The sequence below is a fragment of the Pseudomonas sp. P129 genome (assembly GCF_020312195.1).
GTDB classification, from domain to species: domain Bacteria; phylum Pseudomonadota; class Gammaproteobacteria; order Pseudomonadales; family Pseudomonadaceae; genus Aquipseudomonas; species Aquipseudomonas fragariae.
The window spans coordinates 280865-296637 of the sequence record NZ_JAGPYS010000005.1; the positions used below are offsets into that span (position 1 = coordinate 280865).

The 15773-nt window shown below is 54.5% G+C and carries 14 protein-coding genes and 3 pseudogenes; 14 read left to right on the top strand and 3 right to left on the bottom strand.

Going from position 1 to position 15773, the window contains the following annotated elements; translation table 11 throughout:
* Positions 1-72: 72 nt before the first annotated feature.
* The 12 genes from KBY02_RS14990 (at position 73) to KBY02_RS15045 (ending at position 11485) form a co-directional block, all read left to right on the top strand.
* A complete protein-coding gene (locus tag KBY02_RS14990) occupies positions 73-849 on the top strand; it encodes an ABC transporter permease (RefSeq protein WP_024640887.1) in 777 nt (258 codons plus the stop codon).
* On the top strand, positions 846-1550 hold the full coding sequence (locus tag KBY02_RS14995) for an ABC transporter ATP-binding protein (RefSeq protein WP_096135205.1): 705 nt from the start codon (positions 846-848) through the stop codon (positions 1548-1550). The genes KBY02_RS14990 and KBY02_RS14995 overlap by 4 nt, the downstream gene beginning before the upstream one ends.
* Before the next feature lie 66 nt (positions 1551-1616).
* Positions 1617-2378 carry a glycosyltransferase family 2 protein gene (locus tag KBY02_RS15000; RefSeq protein ID WP_225650590.1) on the top strand — a complete coding sequence of 254 codons (762 nt, stop codon included), beginning with the start codon at positions 1617-1619 and terminating at the stop codon, positions 2376-2378.
* 1 nt (position 2379) lies between these two features.
* Positions 2380-2994 (top strand): hypothetical protein, encoded by a 615-nt coding sequence (locus KBY02_RS15005; RefSeq protein WP_004407884.1) that lies wholly within the window; start codon positions 2380-2382, stop codon positions 2992-2994.
* Between the two features lie 7 nt (positions 2995-3001).
* Complete coding sequence (locus KBY02_RS15010) at positions 3002-3640, top strand: HAD family hydrolase (protein WP_024638277.1); 639 nt, start codon at positions 3002-3004, stop codon at positions 3638-3640.
* A complete protein-coding gene (locus KBY02_RS15015) occupies positions 3637-4368 on the top strand; it encodes a glycosyltransferase family 2 protein (protein ID WP_024638276.1) in 732 nt (243 codons plus the stop codon). The genes KBY02_RS15010 and KBY02_RS15015 overlap by 4 nt, the downstream gene beginning before the upstream one ends.
* Positions 4365-4685 (top strand): hypothetical protein, encoded by a 321-nt coding sequence (locus KBY02_RS15020; RefSeq protein WP_024638275.1) that lies wholly within the window; start codon positions 4365-4367, stop codon positions 4683-4685. Before KBY02_RS15015 ends, KBY02_RS15020 begins: the two co-directional genes overlap by 4 nt.
* 2 nt (positions 4686-4687) lie before the next feature.
* A complete protein-coding gene (locus KBY02_RS15025) occupies positions 4688-6463 on the top strand; it encodes a hypothetical protein (protein ID WP_011266516.1) in 1776 nt (591 codons plus the stop codon).
* Positions 6460-7065 carry a hypothetical protein gene (locus KBY02_RS15030; protein WP_032657102.1) on the top strand — a complete coding sequence of 202 codons (606 nt, stop codon included), beginning with the start codon at positions 6460-6462 and terminating at the stop codon, positions 7063-7065. The genes KBY02_RS15025 and KBY02_RS15030 overlap by 4 nt, the downstream gene beginning before the upstream one ends.
* 54 nt (positions 7066-7119) lie before the next feature.
* On the top strand, positions 7120-8163 hold the full coding sequence (locus KBY02_RS15035; protein ID WP_225650591.1) for a WavE lipopolysaccharide synthesis family protein: 1044 nt from the start codon (positions 7120-7122) through the stop codon (positions 8161-8163).
* 191 nt (positions 8164-8354) lie between these two features.
* Positions 8355-10634: an autotransporter outer membrane beta-barrel domain-containing protein gene (locus tag KBY02_RS15040; RefSeq protein ID WP_116893404.1), complete on the top strand. Its 2280-nt coding sequence runs from the start codon at positions 8355-8357 to the stop codon at positions 10632-10634.
* Positions 10634-11485: an alpha/beta hydrolase gene (locus tag KBY02_RS15045; RefSeq protein WP_225650592.1), complete on the top strand. Its 852-nt coding sequence runs from the start codon at positions 10634-10636 to the stop codon at positions 11483-11485. The genes KBY02_RS15040 and KBY02_RS15045 overlap by 1 nt, the downstream gene beginning before the upstream one ends.
* A 92-nt stretch (positions 11486-11577) precedes the next feature.
* On the opposite strand, the gene KBY02_RS15050 is transcribed toward KBY02_RS15045, so the two are convergent.
* Positions 11578-11820 (bottom strand): helix-turn-helix domain-containing protein, encoded by a 243-nt coding sequence (locus KBY02_RS15050; RefSeq protein ID WP_225650593.1) that lies wholly within the window; start codon positions 11818-11820, stop codon positions 11578-11580.
* A 182-nt stretch (positions 11821-12002) separates the two neighbouring features.
* Between KBY02_RS15050 and KBY02_RS15055 the strand changes: the two are divergent.
* Positions 12003-12344 (top strand): annotated as a pseudogene (locus KBY02_RS15055) (transposase domain-containing protein); the annotation flags it as partial.
* A 68-nt stretch (positions 12345-12412) separates the two neighbouring features.
* A complete protein-coding gene (locus KBY02_RS15060; RefSeq protein WP_225650594.1) occupies positions 12413-13249 on the top strand; it encodes a PhzF family phenazine biosynthesis protein in 837 nt (278 codons plus the stop codon).
* A gap of 357 nt (positions 13250-13606) precedes the next feature.
* Here the strand turns inward: KBY02_RS15060 and KBY02_RS15065 are convergent.
* A pseudogene (locus KBY02_RS15065) lies at positions 13607-14453 on the bottom strand (IS5 family transposase); the annotation flags it as partial.
* A gap of 227 nt (positions 14454-14680) precedes the next feature.
* Positions 14681-15640, bottom strand: a pseudogene (locus tag KBY02_RS15070) (IS30 family transposase); the annotation flags it as partial.
* Positions 15641-15773 lie beyond the last annotated feature (133 nt).

Genomic DNA, 15773 nt, shown 5'->3' on the forward strand with positions numbered 1-15773 from the left:
AAGGTTATCCATTCATGGTCCTGGTTGTCAAAGTTGCTCTCTCTGATTTTCCCATTAATAGCTGGATACCGTATGCCGTCTTTTTGCAGCCCTGGCGTGATGAAGTGGCGCGACCTGATCATTAATCTTGTCATCAAGGAAATAAAAATCCGCTACATGGGCGCAACATTGGGCTTTATCTGGTCATTGGGCAATCCGCTGGTTGTCACGCTCACGTATTACACGGTGTTCACGTATATTCTGCCCAGTAGTCAGGACCGCTTTGCGCTGCACCTGGTGACAGGTATCGTCCACTGGATGCTTCTGGCACAAATTGTTTCGCAAAGCGGAGAGTGGCTGATCAATAACGGCAACCTCATTCGAAAGTTGCGGTTTCCCCGTCTGTTGCTACCCATTTCCGGGGCGCTGGCAATCGTTGTTTTCTGGGCCGGCTGCATGCTCGTCTATGCATCATTATTTGCCGTGCTCGGCGGCGTCTTTTCGCGTGCGCTGTTGTTTTATCCGATTGTGCTGATCGCGTTCATGGCGTTGATCATGGGCGTTGGTCTGGCACTCAGTGTCATCCAGGTCACCGTACGGGATGCCAAGCACTTCATCGACGTGTTTCTACCCTTGTTGTTCTGGCTCACGCCCATTGTATGGGTGAGCTCATCGCTGCCCGTCGGTATCGCCAACATTGCGGCCTATAACCCGATAGGTCTGTACTTCAACAGCTTTACCAGCATTCTGCATGCCGGAGTCGTTCCAGAGCCCCGTGATCTGCTGCTGTGCGTGTTCATGGGCGCCGCGTCGCTGCTGGTGGGGTTGTTCATGTTCAGGAAGGTGGACAGCGTGGTGGAGTATTTATGAGTCGCGTCGTCATCAAGGCAGAAAACCTCACCAAACAGTTTGTTCTGCGCCACAACAGGGGCGGTTTGAAGAAGAAGTTTCTCGGGCTGTTTGACGCTCGATATCGTGAACGTGCCGAAACATTCACGGCAGTCAGCGATGTATCGTTCACCTTGCACAAAGGCGAGTCGCTTGCACTGGTGGGGCATAACGGTTCAGGTAAAAGTACCTTGTTGCAACTGGTTTCACGCATTCTTGTGCCGACCAGTGGGCGTCTGACCAGCGTGGGCCGGGTAGCACCGCTAATCGAAATAGGGGTGGGTTTTCACCCTGAACTGACCGGCGAGGAAAATATCTACCTCAATGCCAGTCTGTTTGGATTGAGTAACAAGGAAGTGCGTTCGCGCTTCAATGAAATTGTCGATTTTTCCGGGTTGGGAAACTTCATCGATACACCGGTAAAGAACTATTCGTCTGGCATGTACATGAGGCTGGGTTTTTCAGTCGCCGTTCATGTCGAGCCTCAGACATTACTGGCTGACGAAGTACTGGCGGTAGGTGACGAAGAGTTCAAGCGCAAATGCCACGAACGAATTCGAATAATGCAGGATGACGGGATGGCCTTGATTCTTGTTACCCACGAAATAGACGAAGGCAAGAAGTTTTGCCAGCGTTATTTAACGCTTGAGCGCGGCCGGATGACCGAGCACGGTTATTACTGATTCACTGCTTCGCGATGCCCTGCGTCCTGCCAACTGAGCAATAACTCAATTCATAAAGGGATTTCCATGTTGCAAATTATCGTTCCGATGGCCGGGGCCGGGAGTCGCTTTGCGGTTGCGGGCTACACCGATCCCAAACCGTTGATCCCTGTACATGGTGTACCGATGATCAAGGTCGTGATCGACAACCTGACGCCGGAGTGCCCGCACAGATTCATCTTTATCTGTCAGGCGGAACAGGTCGCATGCTATGGGCTGAGGCAAAAACTGAAGGCCTGGGCGCCCGGCTGCGAGATTGTCGAACTCGGCGGGCTGACCGGGGGCGCTGCGTGCTCGGTGTACGCCGCGAGGCACCTGCTCGACGACAGCCAGCAAGTGATGATCGCCAACAGCGACCAGTACGTCGATGTGGATATAAACGCCTATCTGCAGGCAATGAACGAGAGCGATGCAGAGGGTTTGATCATGACCATGAAAGCCAACGATCCGAAATGGTCTTTCGTGGGCTTCGGTGCAGCAGGCCTGATCGACCGTGTGGTGGAAAAAGAGGTTATCTCTGACGAGGCCACTGTCGGCATCTATAACTTTCGCCGCGCAGGTCAACTGATATCGGCCATCGAGGCGATGGTCGCGAAAGATCTTCGCGTCAATGGCGAGTTCTATGTCGCACCGGTTTACAACGAGCTCATCGGGCAGGGCGCCAGGGTCATTCATTACAGCATTGGTGCAGAAGGTCATGGCATGTATGGCCTGGGCATCCCGGCAGACCTCAACCAGTTCCTGTCGTTGCCGCTGAGCAGGCAGGCAGCCTCGGGAAAAGAGGCCTGAGATGCAGATCATCAGCCATCGCGGCTATTGGCTGCAAAAGCCGGAGCGCAATCTGCCCGAAGCTTTTCATCGATCATTCGACCTTGGCTTCGGCACCGAAACCGATGTCCGTGATGTGGCGGGCCAACTGGTCATTTCCCACGACATGCCCGCGGGCGGCGAGCTGACGCTGGATGGCCTGCTCGACATCATGGCGGGCCGCAACCTGCCTCTGGCCATCAACGTCAAGGCGGATGGCCTGGCACAGGCTCTCGCTGCAACCTTCGCCCGTTACGGCCATACCAACTGGTTCACCTTCGATATGGCGGTGCCGGACATGCGCAGTTACCTCAACGCCAACCTCACCACTTACACCCGTCTCAGCGATGTTGAGCCGTCGCCAGCCTGGCTCGAACAGGCAGCCGGCGTCTGGCTTGACGGTTTTGAGGGTGAGTGGTTCTCCAACCAGGTCATTGGCGATCTTCTTTCCCTGGGCAAGCGAATTTGTGTGGTGTCACCCGAATTGCACGGGCGTGGTCATGACGCCCTGTGGCAGCAATTGCTCGAGTTCAGGTCGCAGGACCGTTTGACGCTGTGCACTGATCTTCCCGCAGACGCAGCCACTTTCTTCACGTGAGGCAATCATGATCAAGGCAGTGATTTTCGATATGGACGGTGTCCTTATCGACGCCAAAGAATGGCATTACGACGCACTGAACAAAGCGCTCAGCCTGTTCGGTTACAACATCAGTCGCCACGAACACCTCACCGCCTACGACGGTCTGCCCACCTCGCGCAAACTCGACATGCTGAGTGTCGAACGCGACCTGCCGGTTGCCTTGCACGCCTTCATCAACGAGATGAAGCAGCAGTACACCATGGAGATCGTTTACGCCCAGTGCAAACCGACCTTTGTGCATCAGTACGCGTTGTCGTCACTGAAAACGCTGGGTTACAAGCTGGCAGTGGCGTCCAACTCCATCCGCAACACCGTGGAGGTCATGATGAACAGGGCAGATCTCGACCAATACCTCGATCTGCGCCTCTCCAATGAAGACGTCAGGCATGCCAAGCCAGCGCCGGACATTTATACCAAGGCCATCAGCCAACTGGGTCTTCGGCCTGAAGAATGCCTCATCGTCGAGGACAACGAGAATGGCATCAAGGCCGCCAGAGACTCAGGCGCACATGTTCTGGTCGTGGCTGAAACCTGCGACGTAAACCTCAATAACATTCTTGGCAAAGTCGAACAGATCAACTTCGACAAGGCGGCTGTCCTGTGAGCGCGTTGAATATCATCCTTCTGACCGGCAGGCAGTCAGAGGCGCTGCACGATGAGGGCGAGTACCCGCACTACCTGTGCGAATACAACGGCAAGCCACTGATTCATACACTGATAGACAACTGTGCGGTACTTCAGCCGCGCAGGATGATCTGCACATTCTCGAACCACGATATCGCCCGGCTGCACCTTCGCAGCATGCTCCCGCAGATGCACCCGTCGGCCAGTGTTCTAGCGGTTCACAACGTCACCCGGGGCGCGGCGTGCACGGCGCTTCTGGCGAGCGAAGAAATCGACAACGATGACGAATTGCTGATTCTCAGTGTCAGCGACTTCCTGGATATCGAGCTGCAGGATGTAGTGCGCACGTTTCGGCAAAGCCATGAGGATGCCGGAGTGGTCATCTTCAATTCTCTGCACCCTCGTTATTCATTCGCGCGCCTGGATAGCGACTGCCGGGTTATAGAAGCTGCCGAAAAAAATCCGATCAGCTCAAACGCCATTGCAGGTGTGTACTGGTTCAAGTCCGGCTCGCTGTTCGTATCGGCGGCCAAGGAGATGATTCGCAAGGACGCCAGGGTCAACGACAATTTCTACATAGCTCCCGCCCTCAATGAGCTGGTGCTGTTGCAGAAGAGGATCGGCGCCTACCGGATCGAACCCAATCAGTACCGGCCACTGAAAACCGACAGTCAGCTCCACGCTTTCGAAGCAGGAGAAATGCGATGAAAACGGCCAGACTGGAAGACATGGTCAAAGGCTGGTTCGTGGGCGGATTCGAACCTGCAGTTTTCAGTACCGAGTCCTGTGAGGTCGGGGTCAAGACCTACAAGGCAGGTGAAAAGGAAGCGGCTCATTACCACAAGGTCGCCACCGAAATAACCTTGCTCATTGCCGGGTCGGTCAACATGCGCGATCAGGTCTGGCATGCCGGCGACATCATCGTTCTGGAACCGGGCGACATCACGGCGTTCGAAGCGCTCACCGATGCGACCACCGTTGTCGTGAAGGTGCCGGGTGCGCTTGCTGACAAGTACGTCGTCTGACCATGAAAACGACCCATCTGCAGCATCACCCAAGCCTCGGTTACATAGCGGCTGGCAGTCTGCGCAGCCTCCCGGTAGGGCTACTGCTGCCCCATGAGTGTTCCAGCTTCATCTCGTTCCGCGCGCATCCGTTTCGCAAGCCTGAGCGGGTGATCAGGAAACTGCATGCCGCACAGCGTCCGTTGTGTCTGTATGGGTCGGGTAGCTACTGTTTTTATGGTGTCCAGAGTGATTCACCGCTGGCACCCCTGCTGCTGTGGGACGGTGCGCACTTTCTGAATGTTGGCGAAAAAATAACGGTCATCGAAGACACGCCTATCGAGTGTTATCTGGATCGTGATTACTTCGCGGGATCGCTCAAGGTCATTGCGCGTTCGGCCAACTCGGTCACTTACAAGAAAGTATCCAGGCTGACTGCGGAATCTAACGACGATCTCGACAGCTGGACCTTCGGCATCCCTGTCGGTCCAGGCGACGCCACCGTTCTCAATGCCGTCGTGAAGCGCATTCTGGAAATTGACATCCCGCACAAGGAGATACTGCTGTGCGGCACGCCGGGAAGTAACTTCGCCTATTTCGACAAAGTCCGCATCGTGGGTGAGGACATCACTGCCCCGCCTGTGCAGATCTGCAAGAAGAAAAACCGTCTCGCGCTGGAGGCCAGACACAGCAATCTGGTGATCCTGCATGATCGCGTTTTTTTGCCAAAACATTTCGGGGAAGTTGTCCGCCGCTTTGGTCCGCGCTATCCATTGATGACCTTGCAAAGCATGTTCTTCGATAACCGAATCAGCATGCACCCGCGTCGCTACTCGGATTACGGCATGGCCATGGACGAGGTCGCTCAGGGTCTGCTGGGGCTGCACCGCACCAGCGGTAATGCTCAGTCCATTGCGCCGTCAATATTCCCGGACGTCGACCGGACCGGGTTCTGTTTCGCCAGCCCGATGCGCTACAACAGCGACGCCAGCTACCCGACAGGCAGCCTCTACATTTGTCGCAAGGATGTCTGGAATGCCTGCCCGCTGGACGAGTCCCTGCACTGGGTGGAATACGAAGACATCGAGCATGCACTACGCGCATCCCGGGCAGGTATTCCAAACCGTATCAATCCCTTTGGTATCACTCAGTCGGTGACCTCCCGGGCGCTGCTGGGTGGCAAGGGCTCAGTCGAATCGGCTAACGGGCGCCTTGAGGTGTCCGGGCCTTGCTATGTGTCCCTGCTTCAAAAGAAACCTCTTTTCAATCTGTCTGCCGAGGCCGCATTGGCCAGACTGCAACAGTTCGGGGACAAATACCTGGCCAATCCATCGGCGGTTGTCATTCCTACCGGTCTTGATCGCATCTCTGTTCGAGCCTGGGTCGAACTGATCGATCGCGTGGCCCAGCAGTCCAGCTTCAGAAATGATATCGACGCAGTCAGAGAATTTCTCGCCGACTTCGAGAGGCTCATGCTGTTCGACCAATTGACAGAAACCCGTCAGGAGTTTCTGGTCAATCGCTTCCTCACAGACCCTGTGCTGGCCAAACAGACACTGATCACGCAAAGCTGTGAGGTGCGCAATATGTTGCGTCAACGCAGTACGCAGACCTGGTTCGTCCGCCAGCAGGATGACTACTTTCACCACAATCTTCTTTCGCTCCCCGGCATTCTGATTTCTGCGATTCGTGTGTACAGAAATAACGGGAAAATCTTCTATTTTGAAAGCCTGTGGGCTGCCGTGAGGGCGGTCTACAACTCCACACCTTTCAAGTCCTACATCCAGGGGGCGAAGTGAAGGTATTCGTCGTTTCTCATCTGAGCCCCAGCCCCTCCAGTCATCAGTTGATCTGTCAGCTGGCGCACATTCAGCACGAGCACAGAAAGACCGTTCCCGTGCTTGTGATTGATGACCGCTACAACCTGAGCGAACTGCCCGTCAGCGATCTACCGACGGAACACGCCCTGTTCAGCCTAGAGGATTTTCTTCACGACAATGGTCTGAGCGGCATTGTGGCGAACAGAATTGCCCAGCACATGGATAAAGTCGAAAGCGACTGGGTGCTGATTGATTTTGGCCAGCATGACTCGGCTACCTGCATGGACTTCATCCAGAAAATTGCTCGTTACAACTATCTGAGCGCCAGGCTGCGAAAGCGAAACCTCGTGATCATGGTGCCCTCCATGCATCTGGGCATTTATTCGCGAACCCTCAATGCGTCGTTCAACAATTTGCCGGCAAGCACAACCGCCTCAGCCCGTTCCGTTCAGATTAGAAGGTTATTGATGGTCACTCGTCTTGAGCGAGTACTGATAAGTCTTCCATTGCTGGCAGGCATTCTGCGTCGAATACGGCGTGTTGCTCTGCGCGTCTTTCGGCGTGTTGCAAGATCCCATTGACCGATCTGCCGCTAGCCGTCGGTAGCAGGCGCTTCTCATTACAAGGTTAAACACATGCCTCATCTTGTGGCCGTCGATTCCAGAAAAATCAGCGTGGTTATTCAGGGCCCCCTGTATCGCAACCTGAGTTCCAAACGAAACATCTTCGCCTGCATCGCGTCGATCCGGACGCACCTGCCACAGGCCGAAATCATCGTTTCGACCTGGCGTCATGAAGATACGTCCGGTGTGAAGGCGGACCAGATCGTCATGTCGGATGATCCGGGTGCCTTCGTCGATGACGCCGGAAATCAGATCAACATCAATCGCATGCTGCGATCGACGTTATGCGGTATTCAGAGCGCTTCAAGACCCTATGTCATGAAAATGCGCGCCGATCACAACCTGACCAGCGCTGCACTGGCCGTCATAGGCCAGTCTGATGATACCGAGCCGGGCGAGACACAACTGTTCGACACGCCCATCACCACCACGACGCTTTATATTCGCGACCCTGAACGGTTGCCGATGTTGTTCCACATATCGGATCTCGTTCAATTCGGCACGCGCGACGCGATGCTCGCCATGTGGGAGCAACCCCTGTTCGAAAGGGAAGCGCTGTTCAACGACAGGCCGTCTCGGAACCCGTTTGGCAACTTCATTGGCTACACATCCGCGCGCCTGGTGAGCGAGCAGGCACTGATGCTGGGTGTCATGCACAGGAAGGGCATCGACGCCCGGCTCGCACGACCCTGCGAAGTAGGGCTGAGCAACCTGAAATTATGGGACAACGTCTTGAGACGCAACTTCAGAGTCCTCAACCACTGCGAGGCTGGCGTCGACTTCCCGGAACGCTTTCTGATCAGCCGCCGCGTATTGACGACGCTCTACAGGGCCTCTGCGATAGAGCAATTGCAGAGGCTCGACCCGAAGGGCTACAGGCTGAGGATCGCGCGCATCTGGCTCAATCAATACCTGCTGACATGCCTGCGCCCCGGCTGGTGGGTGTCCTTTGCGACCATCGTACTGTTCAGCACTTCGCCAACCCTTGCCAAGCGCATCCGTTCGTATTGGCGCACGCTGAGGAAGGTCGCGCATGCGGAGTCTTATCGGGTCTAGTCATCTCAACCCCGAGTGCTTCCACGATGTTAACGAAGTGCGACTGTATCGATAATATTTGATGTTATTTCAAGTCGGTTACTTTATCCTCGCCGCGCTCTTCTGTGTGGCCAATCGCCACTTTTTTTGCGGCATGTACTCGCTACGCATGGAAGCGCCCCCAACATAAGGAATGAATCGTGAACGCTGTGATGTTTCGCAAGACCCTTCTCGCAATGGCTATGGCTGCAACTGCTGTTCCGGCTTGTGCTGAAACAGTCGAATTGACCAACGCTGGCTACAAGAGCGAGCGTCAGACCCATACCGGCAATCTCGAAATCAACGGTGCCTATTCGGGCAGTGCAGTTAAAGATGCGATCCAGCTAAGTGGTTCGACTATTGAAAAGGGTCTGATCCTCAACGCGAACATCAGCGGTTCCGGCAACTTTGCCAGTGGGGAAGCAGCCAAAGGTATCAGCCTTGAGGGGGGCAAGATTAACGGCAGCGTCATTAACCGCGGCCTGGTTGACGTTACTGGCCAAGGCGCGACGGCCCTGGATGTCGCCACGAGTCTGAAAGCTTTCGAAAACCATGGCAGCCTCTCCGCTAGCGGCACGGGGTCTCAAGGTCTTCGAATCGACGGGGTCACCTTGATAGGCAATAGTGCGGATCTGATCAATACGGGGACGATCCGCGGCGAGGGCGCTGCTATCGTGATGGGCACTACCAGGTTCGCTATGATCGGCGCTCAACCCTGGTACATAGAACGGGGCGACTTCAATATCTACAACGACGGTTCGATCATTTCCGCTGACAGGGCCATCGACGCCTCTAAAAGCAATCGTCCGGTCGAGCTGATCCTGAGAAAAGGCAGCGTCGTTGTCGGTAACCTGATCGACCTGAGCAATATCGAACTGGAAGGGGATACTTCCTTCACAGGTACTGACAGCCGTACGGATGGCTACAACATTCGCCTCAAGAGCGGCGGATCGGTTTACGTTGGCGGCAGCTCCGACAGTCCTACTACCATGACGTTCGAGTCCGCACACAGCAGCATTAATGGCGATCTGTATGTCGACGGCAACTCGGCGCTCGGCCTGAATCTGAGCAAGGCCACTGATACTAAAACCGCGGTGCTGAAAGTTACCGGCATCACTCAGTTCGAACCGGGAGCGCAAGTAAAGCTCGCGGCCAAGGGTGACGACTTCAGCGCCAACAGCACTGCTTACAAGCTTATCGAAGCAGGCAAGATCGAACTGCTGACCAAGGATGGAAACGCGGTCGATCCTGCCGGCAAACTCGATGTGGTCAGTACCTCGGCGCTGCTTAAAATCGACAGCTATACCGTTGACGGCAAAAACGTGGTGGCTGTGGTCACCGCCAAGGGCAGGGAAGAGGTCGCTCAGGTAGTTGCCGACAACGGCGGTTCAGTTAATGAACAGACCACACTGGTCAACCTGACTGGCGATAGCATCATCAGCAAGCTGAACGACAGCGATGCGTTCAAACAGCTTTTGTTGAATGCTGACGGGGGGCAGCTCGCCAAGCTGGCCTCTCAGCTGTCGCCGGAGATCAACGGCGGGGCCAGAAGCGCCGCTACTACCAGCCAAGGCCTGATCAGCAATGTAACTGGCAGCCGCACCAGCTCGATACGCGGTGCTTCCTCTGGTGAGGGCTTCAAAGATGCAGGTGTCTGGGTCCAGTCGCTTTACAGCGACGCCACTCAAGGCCAGCGTGACGGGATTGCTGGCTATAACGCTTACAGCAGCGGAGTCGCTGTGGGCGCTGACGGCAAACTCAATGACGACCTGACGCTGGGCCTGGCCTACAGCTTCATCAATACCGACGTGAATGGCAAAAGTGGCAACAAAACCGAAGTCGACAGCCATGCATTCACGTTGTATGGCGGCTTCGAGCAGGGCAATTACTTTGTCGATACAAGCCTGACTTACGGCTTCAATGACAATCAGGGCAAACGCAGCATCGCCGGTACACGTGCCAAGGCTGATTATGACAGTGACCTGCTGGGGCTGAATCTGGTGGGGGGTTACACCTATCACGTCAGCCCGCAAGTCCTGGTCGAGCCGCGCGTGGCGGCGCGTTACAGCCAGGTGAATATCGACGGCTATCGCGAGAAGGGTTCGTCGGCTGCGCTGAAGGTCGAAGATCAGCGTTATGAAACCGTTGAGCTGGGCGCAGGCATGCGCGTGGCTGGCAGCTTCCTCTTGGGCGCCGGAACGCTGGAGCCACAGGCCAAGCTGATGGCCTACCATGACTTTGCCGCCGACGAAGCGCAGAGCACGTCCACCTTTTTGCTCGGCAGTACACCGTTTGTAACCAGCGGTGCCAAGGCTGTGCGTGACAGTTACGAAGCGGGTGTCGGTGCCGACTACAAACTGGGTGCAGTTACACTGGGCGTCAACTACGACTACATCGGGAAATCGGACTTCGATGCCGATGTGTTCTCCGCAAAAGTGCGTTACGACTTTTGATGTGGAGTTACCGCCTCGGTCGAAAACGCTTGGGCGGTATCCTTGCCGTTGTGATGGCGCTGCTGTTGAGCGGTGCCATTTCCGGTTGTCAGTCGCCGCGCGCTGATCTACAGCAATTGGCGGAACAGCATGGCCGACGGATGCAGATTCTGTCGGCTCAGCCCCTTCCACTGGCGGCGCTATTACCGCCAGAGACTTTCAGGACGAACCGTCTGCGAGTCTATCTGGAAGGCGACGGTCATGCCTGGGCCACCGCCACTCAACCCAGTCTCGATCCGAGCCCACGTAAGCTGCTCGTGGCGCGGTTGGCAATCAACGACCCCTCTCCCAGCGCCTATCTTGCGCGACCTTGTCAATTCATCATGGGCCCGGCCTGCAACTCTGCACTCTGGACCAGTCGCCGCTTCTCCCAGGAAGTGGTCACCAGCCTCAGCAGCGCGCTGGACCATATGAAACAACGTTACGGTAATAACGAGTTCGAGCTGATTGGTTATTCAGGTGGCGCAACCCTCGCGTTGCTGCTGGCTGGACAACGAAACGACATCACCCGGATCCAGACCATCGCAGGCAATCTCGCCCCGAATCAGTGGACCCAGCTAAAAGGACTTTCGCCTCTCACTGGATCGTTGGACCCACTCGATTACATTCAGCGCCTGGCCTTGATACCCCAGCGCCACTTGTCGGGAGCGCGTGACGAAATGATCCCGACTGAACTGGCAAAGGGTTACACCAGGCAACTGGGCAACGGTGCGTGCAGCCAGCTGATTATCCTCTCGGGACCGAGTCACGAAGACGGGTGGGAAGAGGTCTGGAAGCTGTGGAGAGGGCGGGACGTAGAAGTCTGTCCGTGACAGTCCTGTAACTGACCAGAACGGACTGCGTTGAATCGCTATGAGTCATTCTTTACGCAAGCGCTCATCCAGCAAAGCTTCGCGATTGTTGATCATGGGCGAGCCATCGAGTCCAGCTTGCTGAGCAGCGCATATGGATCGGTCCCGATCCCCCGACAGACATCCATGAACTCAATGACATCGAGCCTGCGCTCGGCATTCTCTGTCTTTGAGACAAACGACTGCGGCCGCCCTAGCCCGACGGCTAATTCTTTTTGCGTCATACCGGCTGCGTTGCGCGCTTTCAGCAAAAGATCAAGCAACGCCTGGTAGCGAGCGTTATGGATGGTTTTCACTTGGCAAACCCTCTAATAGTCCGGTTACCTGAATAAACCTGACTTGGGATTATCCTAAAGTGGGTTTTCGACTGGGACGACCAGAAAAGTGCTGCCAGCGGTTGATTTGGCTGGAGGCTTCTCAAGCGGATGATATCCACTGTCCAGCCGCAAGAAGAAAGCTGTAGGCATTAAAAAGCCGGCTTGTGCACGATGGCGTCGCCATTGCCAAAGCGTTGGGTACAGCCTCAAACGCTGGACGGCGTTATCACGTTATCTGGATAACGGGGCCGTGCTTATCGAGAACAACCACGCAGAGCAGCAGATCTGGCCATGGCCTCTTATTCGCAGGGTCGTTGAGCAGCGGCAAACGTGCGGCGGCGCTGACGAGCCTGATCCAGTCGGCCAAGCTCAATGGGCATGATCGGTATGCGTATTTGAAAGATATGCTGACTCGCCAGCCTACGCAGCGGGCGATTGAAATTGCCGACTTGCTACCTTATAACTGTATAGCATCACGCTGCGTCTCACACCTCATTGATTAAATGTGTAGATCCGGTCCTGATCTACTCAGGGTTAATTTTCCCACTGCAGTCAGGCCTACGAGATATTGATGCCTAATACACTAAATTTTCATCAAATCGATGTGTTCGCTAGCAAGCCACTTGAAGGCAATGCCCTCGCGGTGGTAAGCGACGCAGATGAGCTGACTACCGAACAAATGGCCGCGTTTGCACGTTGGACAAACCTTAGCGAAACTACATTTCTTATGCGTCCTACCAATCCTGACGCAGATTATCGTGTACGTATCTTTACGCCAATGCGTGAGATTCCCTTCGCTGGGCACCCCACCTTAGGCAGCTGTTACGTGTGGCTTGGGGAAAATAGTTTTTCGCAACGTAAGGACGTCGTTCAGGAGTGTGCTGCGGGTTTAGTTCACATCCGATGCGATGGCCCGCGCCTAGTTTTCGCCGCACCACCACTAATACGTGGAGGCGCGGTTGAAGATGATATTTTGCATTGTATTATCAATGGGTTGGGTCTAACACCCGACCGTATCATTGCGAGCCAATGGGCTGACAACGGCCCTGGTTGGGTTGCCGTATTGCTGCGATCACGCGAAGAACTATTGGCAATACATCCAGACTATGCGGTACTCAATGGTTTGAACGTAGGAGCGGTTGCACCTTGGATCGGGCCATATGCAGAGGGAGATATCGAAGTCCGAGCCTTTATTAGCAGTAGGTCTGTCGAAGATCCTGTTACAGGCAGCCTTAATGCCAGCCTTGCTCAATGGCTAATACCAGCGGGCCTAATGCCAAAAAGGTATACCGCCAGCCAAGGTACGGCTTTGGGACGCCGCGGACGAATTGCGGTGGAGCAAGTCGGAGAGATTATCTGGGTTGGAGGGGAGGTGCAAAAGTGCATTAGCGGCCGAGTTTCTTTTTAAAAGAGGATTAAAAAATCGGTTTGTAACCACTTCTGATTATTCGGCTGATAGCTTCCGTACCAAACGAGTAACTGCGCTACATAGCGGAAAACCGACGGAGGTCAGGCAATGATGATCCAATCTGTCCGGCTCCATGTGCATGAACCGTATCGGGGGGGGGCGATTGCTTAGGCAGATACCTAAGGACGGTCCGAAATATGCGTCGATATCTGACGCCCTCTTGGCTTGAGGCTAAAAACCGCTCACTCGATCCGCTAATCGAAGCGTTTTAGCCGTTGATTCATCGATTTACCTTCAAACGATGCCCTTTTTTAAAGGCGTTTTCGAGCATTACAGGCGCACCTCTTCCATCGTCAGTCACCGCTTTCGAGCGATCCGAAGGTTCGATAGGGCAAAAGCCTGGCTTGTTTTGTGTGATGTTCTTCGCCAGGCTAGGAAATCGCACGTTCGTGTAACCGAACTGGCGCTCGACCACCCAAAGGGGCGTTCTACCTTCGCGCGTACTTGGGCTTTCGCGTGTTCAATCTTGCGTCGTACCCGACCGATCAGGCTCTTCTTTCCAAGCTTTTTTGTAATTGCTCTGCCGAGCTGCAATCGACCAGATCATCTGACGATCCTGACGTTCGAGAGGCGTCTCCACGCCGATGTAGCCGGCATCGCCACACACGTAAGTTTCATCGCCAAGCAGCAACGGATCAACTCGAGTCACGTCCGGAACATTCGCAGCTGTTCCCACCATGCTGTGCACCCGCCCTGATTCGGCATCGACGCCGATGTGCGCTTTCATACAGAAGATATACATGTTCCATTTCTTCGTCTATTGCATTTCGAGATCAGGCTTGCCTACGTCGTTCTTGGTTGAACTCGGTGCGTGAATGATCGTCGAATCGACCACTTTGCCTAGGTGTAGAAGCCCACGGTCGCCCAGATAGCCATTGATAACCAGCAGAGTCCCGGCAGCCAGCTCATGCTTGTCAAGCAGACGGCGGAAATTGAGGATGGTCGTTTCGTCACGAATACGCCCCAGGTTCAGGCCGGCAAATTGGCGAAGAATGGCTGTCTCGTATAAGGCCTCATCCATCGCGGGTCGCTGTAGCCGAACCAGTTCCGCATCAGATGACCCCGCAGCATCGCCATCAATGGATAAGGCGGGCGACGACCTTCACCTCTTGGGGGAGTGAGGCTCGATTAGCTTGATTAAGCCATCTCACTGCACCACCTGATCCGCTTCATCAGGCGGCTCGCCAGGCGGTAAGGAATTTTGCCAAATGTGGAAGTGCTTTTCAGCGTTTCCCTAAGCGCCAGGAACGTGCCACAAAAAATGTAAAAAAATGTTGAAGCGAAAATTGAAAACGATTATAACAATTGAAAGATGGAAAAAAGGTGGTCGCAAAAGCTGAGCGCAACACGGCTATTGAACTGAAGCAGGTGAACTGAAGCAGGAGCCGCATGATGTATGCATATTACTTCTGTAATCACTTTAATCGGACACTTAAATCCGAGGCGCTTGCGAGGGCGAATGTTAATTTTATACGAAATGGCGTCCAGCGGTTCCTAGCTATCCACCGACAAGTCCATCACTTTGGGCAAATACTGGCTAGTCTGACCATTGATGTCTTCATTACTGCCACGCTCCCAAGGGCTACCCAGGTTACAAAAGTAAATCGCCAAGCCGGTGTTCTGCTTGATTTCGGCGTGCTTTCCCATGTTCCGGCCTTGGTCATACGTCATGCTTTTACGCACTGCCAATGGCATGTTATGCAGGACTTCACTGAAGTCCTCCACGGCGGGCGTTGCTGTGGCATCGTTAATTTTGAGTATCAGATGGCCACTGGTGCTCTAAACCAGGGTGACCACAGCAGAGCCATTGCCCTAATCACCTTCCCAATTGCGGTGCATCAATCGGTCTCCGATCTGCGGAGGCTGGACTTACATACTGACCATCTCCGGGATATGTCCACGCCCATCAATGCAACTAGAACTTGGCCTGCGAGTATTTTTTTCTTGGCGAAGGCACTGGATCAGTTCGTTACGCAATTCCCCGACAGGCAGCACTTAGATTACGTTGTAGATAGTTTTCGGGCAGAATTAGGCTTCTTCAAAATTCATTTTCATATCATCATAAGGCGCAGCTTGCCTGCGCTTTGCTTCGGAGAAAAGTGCTCTCGAAGCAGGTGGATAACCAGGTCAAAGCGCTCATTGCCTATGACTAGCCTCTTTGTCGGTGGACAAGCGCCCGTCGCCAACAGATAAAAGCTTGAGCTTGATGGGCCTAATAGCCTGCTACGAGAAGATTTCGGCGAAGCTTACGATTGATGGTGGAGGTCTGTGGCGTCCAGGCATAAATGCTATTTCGCGCTGACGAAGTTGCTTGTATTGCCCGACTTGAATGGCTGCACGTTCTTATTAGATGCTGAGTTCTGTGTAAAACATCGTTACACCTTAGCGGAGAGTGCGGTGTCGCACTAAGTTTTTGCGGCCTCCCAGCTTCATCTGATCTTACTGCCAAGCTGTAAACCCAATG

What these genes read in the sequence shown, in the direction of transcription:
- KBY02_RS14990 (WP_024640887.1), top strand. Translation starts at nt 73, where the DNA reads ATGCCGTCTTTTTGCAGCCCTGGCGTGATGAAGTGGCGCGACCTGATC.
- KBY02_RS14995 (WP_096135205.1), top strand. Translation starts at nt 846, where the DNA reads ATGAGTCGCGTCGTCATCAAGGCAGAAAACCTCACCAAACAGTTTGTT.
- KBY02_RS15000 (WP_225650590.1), top strand. Translation starts at nt 1,617, where the DNA reads ATGTTGCAAATTATCGTTCCGATGGCCGGGGCCGGGAGTCGCTTTGCG.
- KBY02_RS15005 (WP_004407884.1), top strand. Translation starts at nt 2,380, where the DNA reads ATGCAGATCATCAGCCATCGCGGCTATTGGCTGCAAAAGCCGGAGCGC.
- KBY02_RS15010 (WP_024638277.1), top strand. Translation starts at nt 3,002, where the DNA reads ATGATCAAGGCAGTGATTTTCGATATGGACGGTGTCCTTATCGACGCC.
- KBY02_RS15020 (WP_024638275.1), top strand. Translation starts at nt 4,365, where the DNA reads ATGAAAACGGCCAGACTGGAAGACATGGTCAAAGGCTGGTTCGTGGGC.
- KBY02_RS15025 (WP_011266516.1), top strand. Translation starts at nt 4,688, where the DNA reads ATGAAAACGACCCATCTGCAGCATCACCCAAGCCTCGGTTACATAGCG.
- KBY02_RS15035 (WP_225650591.1), top strand. Translation starts at nt 7,120, where the DNA reads ATGCCTCATCTTGTGGCCGTCGATTCCAGAAAAATCAGCGTGGTTATT.
- KBY02_RS15040 (WP_116893404.1), top strand. Translation starts at nt 8,355, where the DNA reads ATGTTTCGCAAGACCCTTCTCGCAATGGCTATGGCTGCAACTGCTGTT.
- KBY02_RS15045 (WP_225650592.1), top strand. Translation starts at nt 10,634, where the DNA reads ATGTGGAGTTACCGCCTCGGTCGAAAACGCTTGGGCGGTATCCTTGCC.
- KBY02_RS15060 (WP_225650594.1), top strand. Translation starts at nt 12,413, where the DNA reads ATGCCTAATACACTAAATTTTCATCAAATCGATGTGTTCGCTAGCAAG.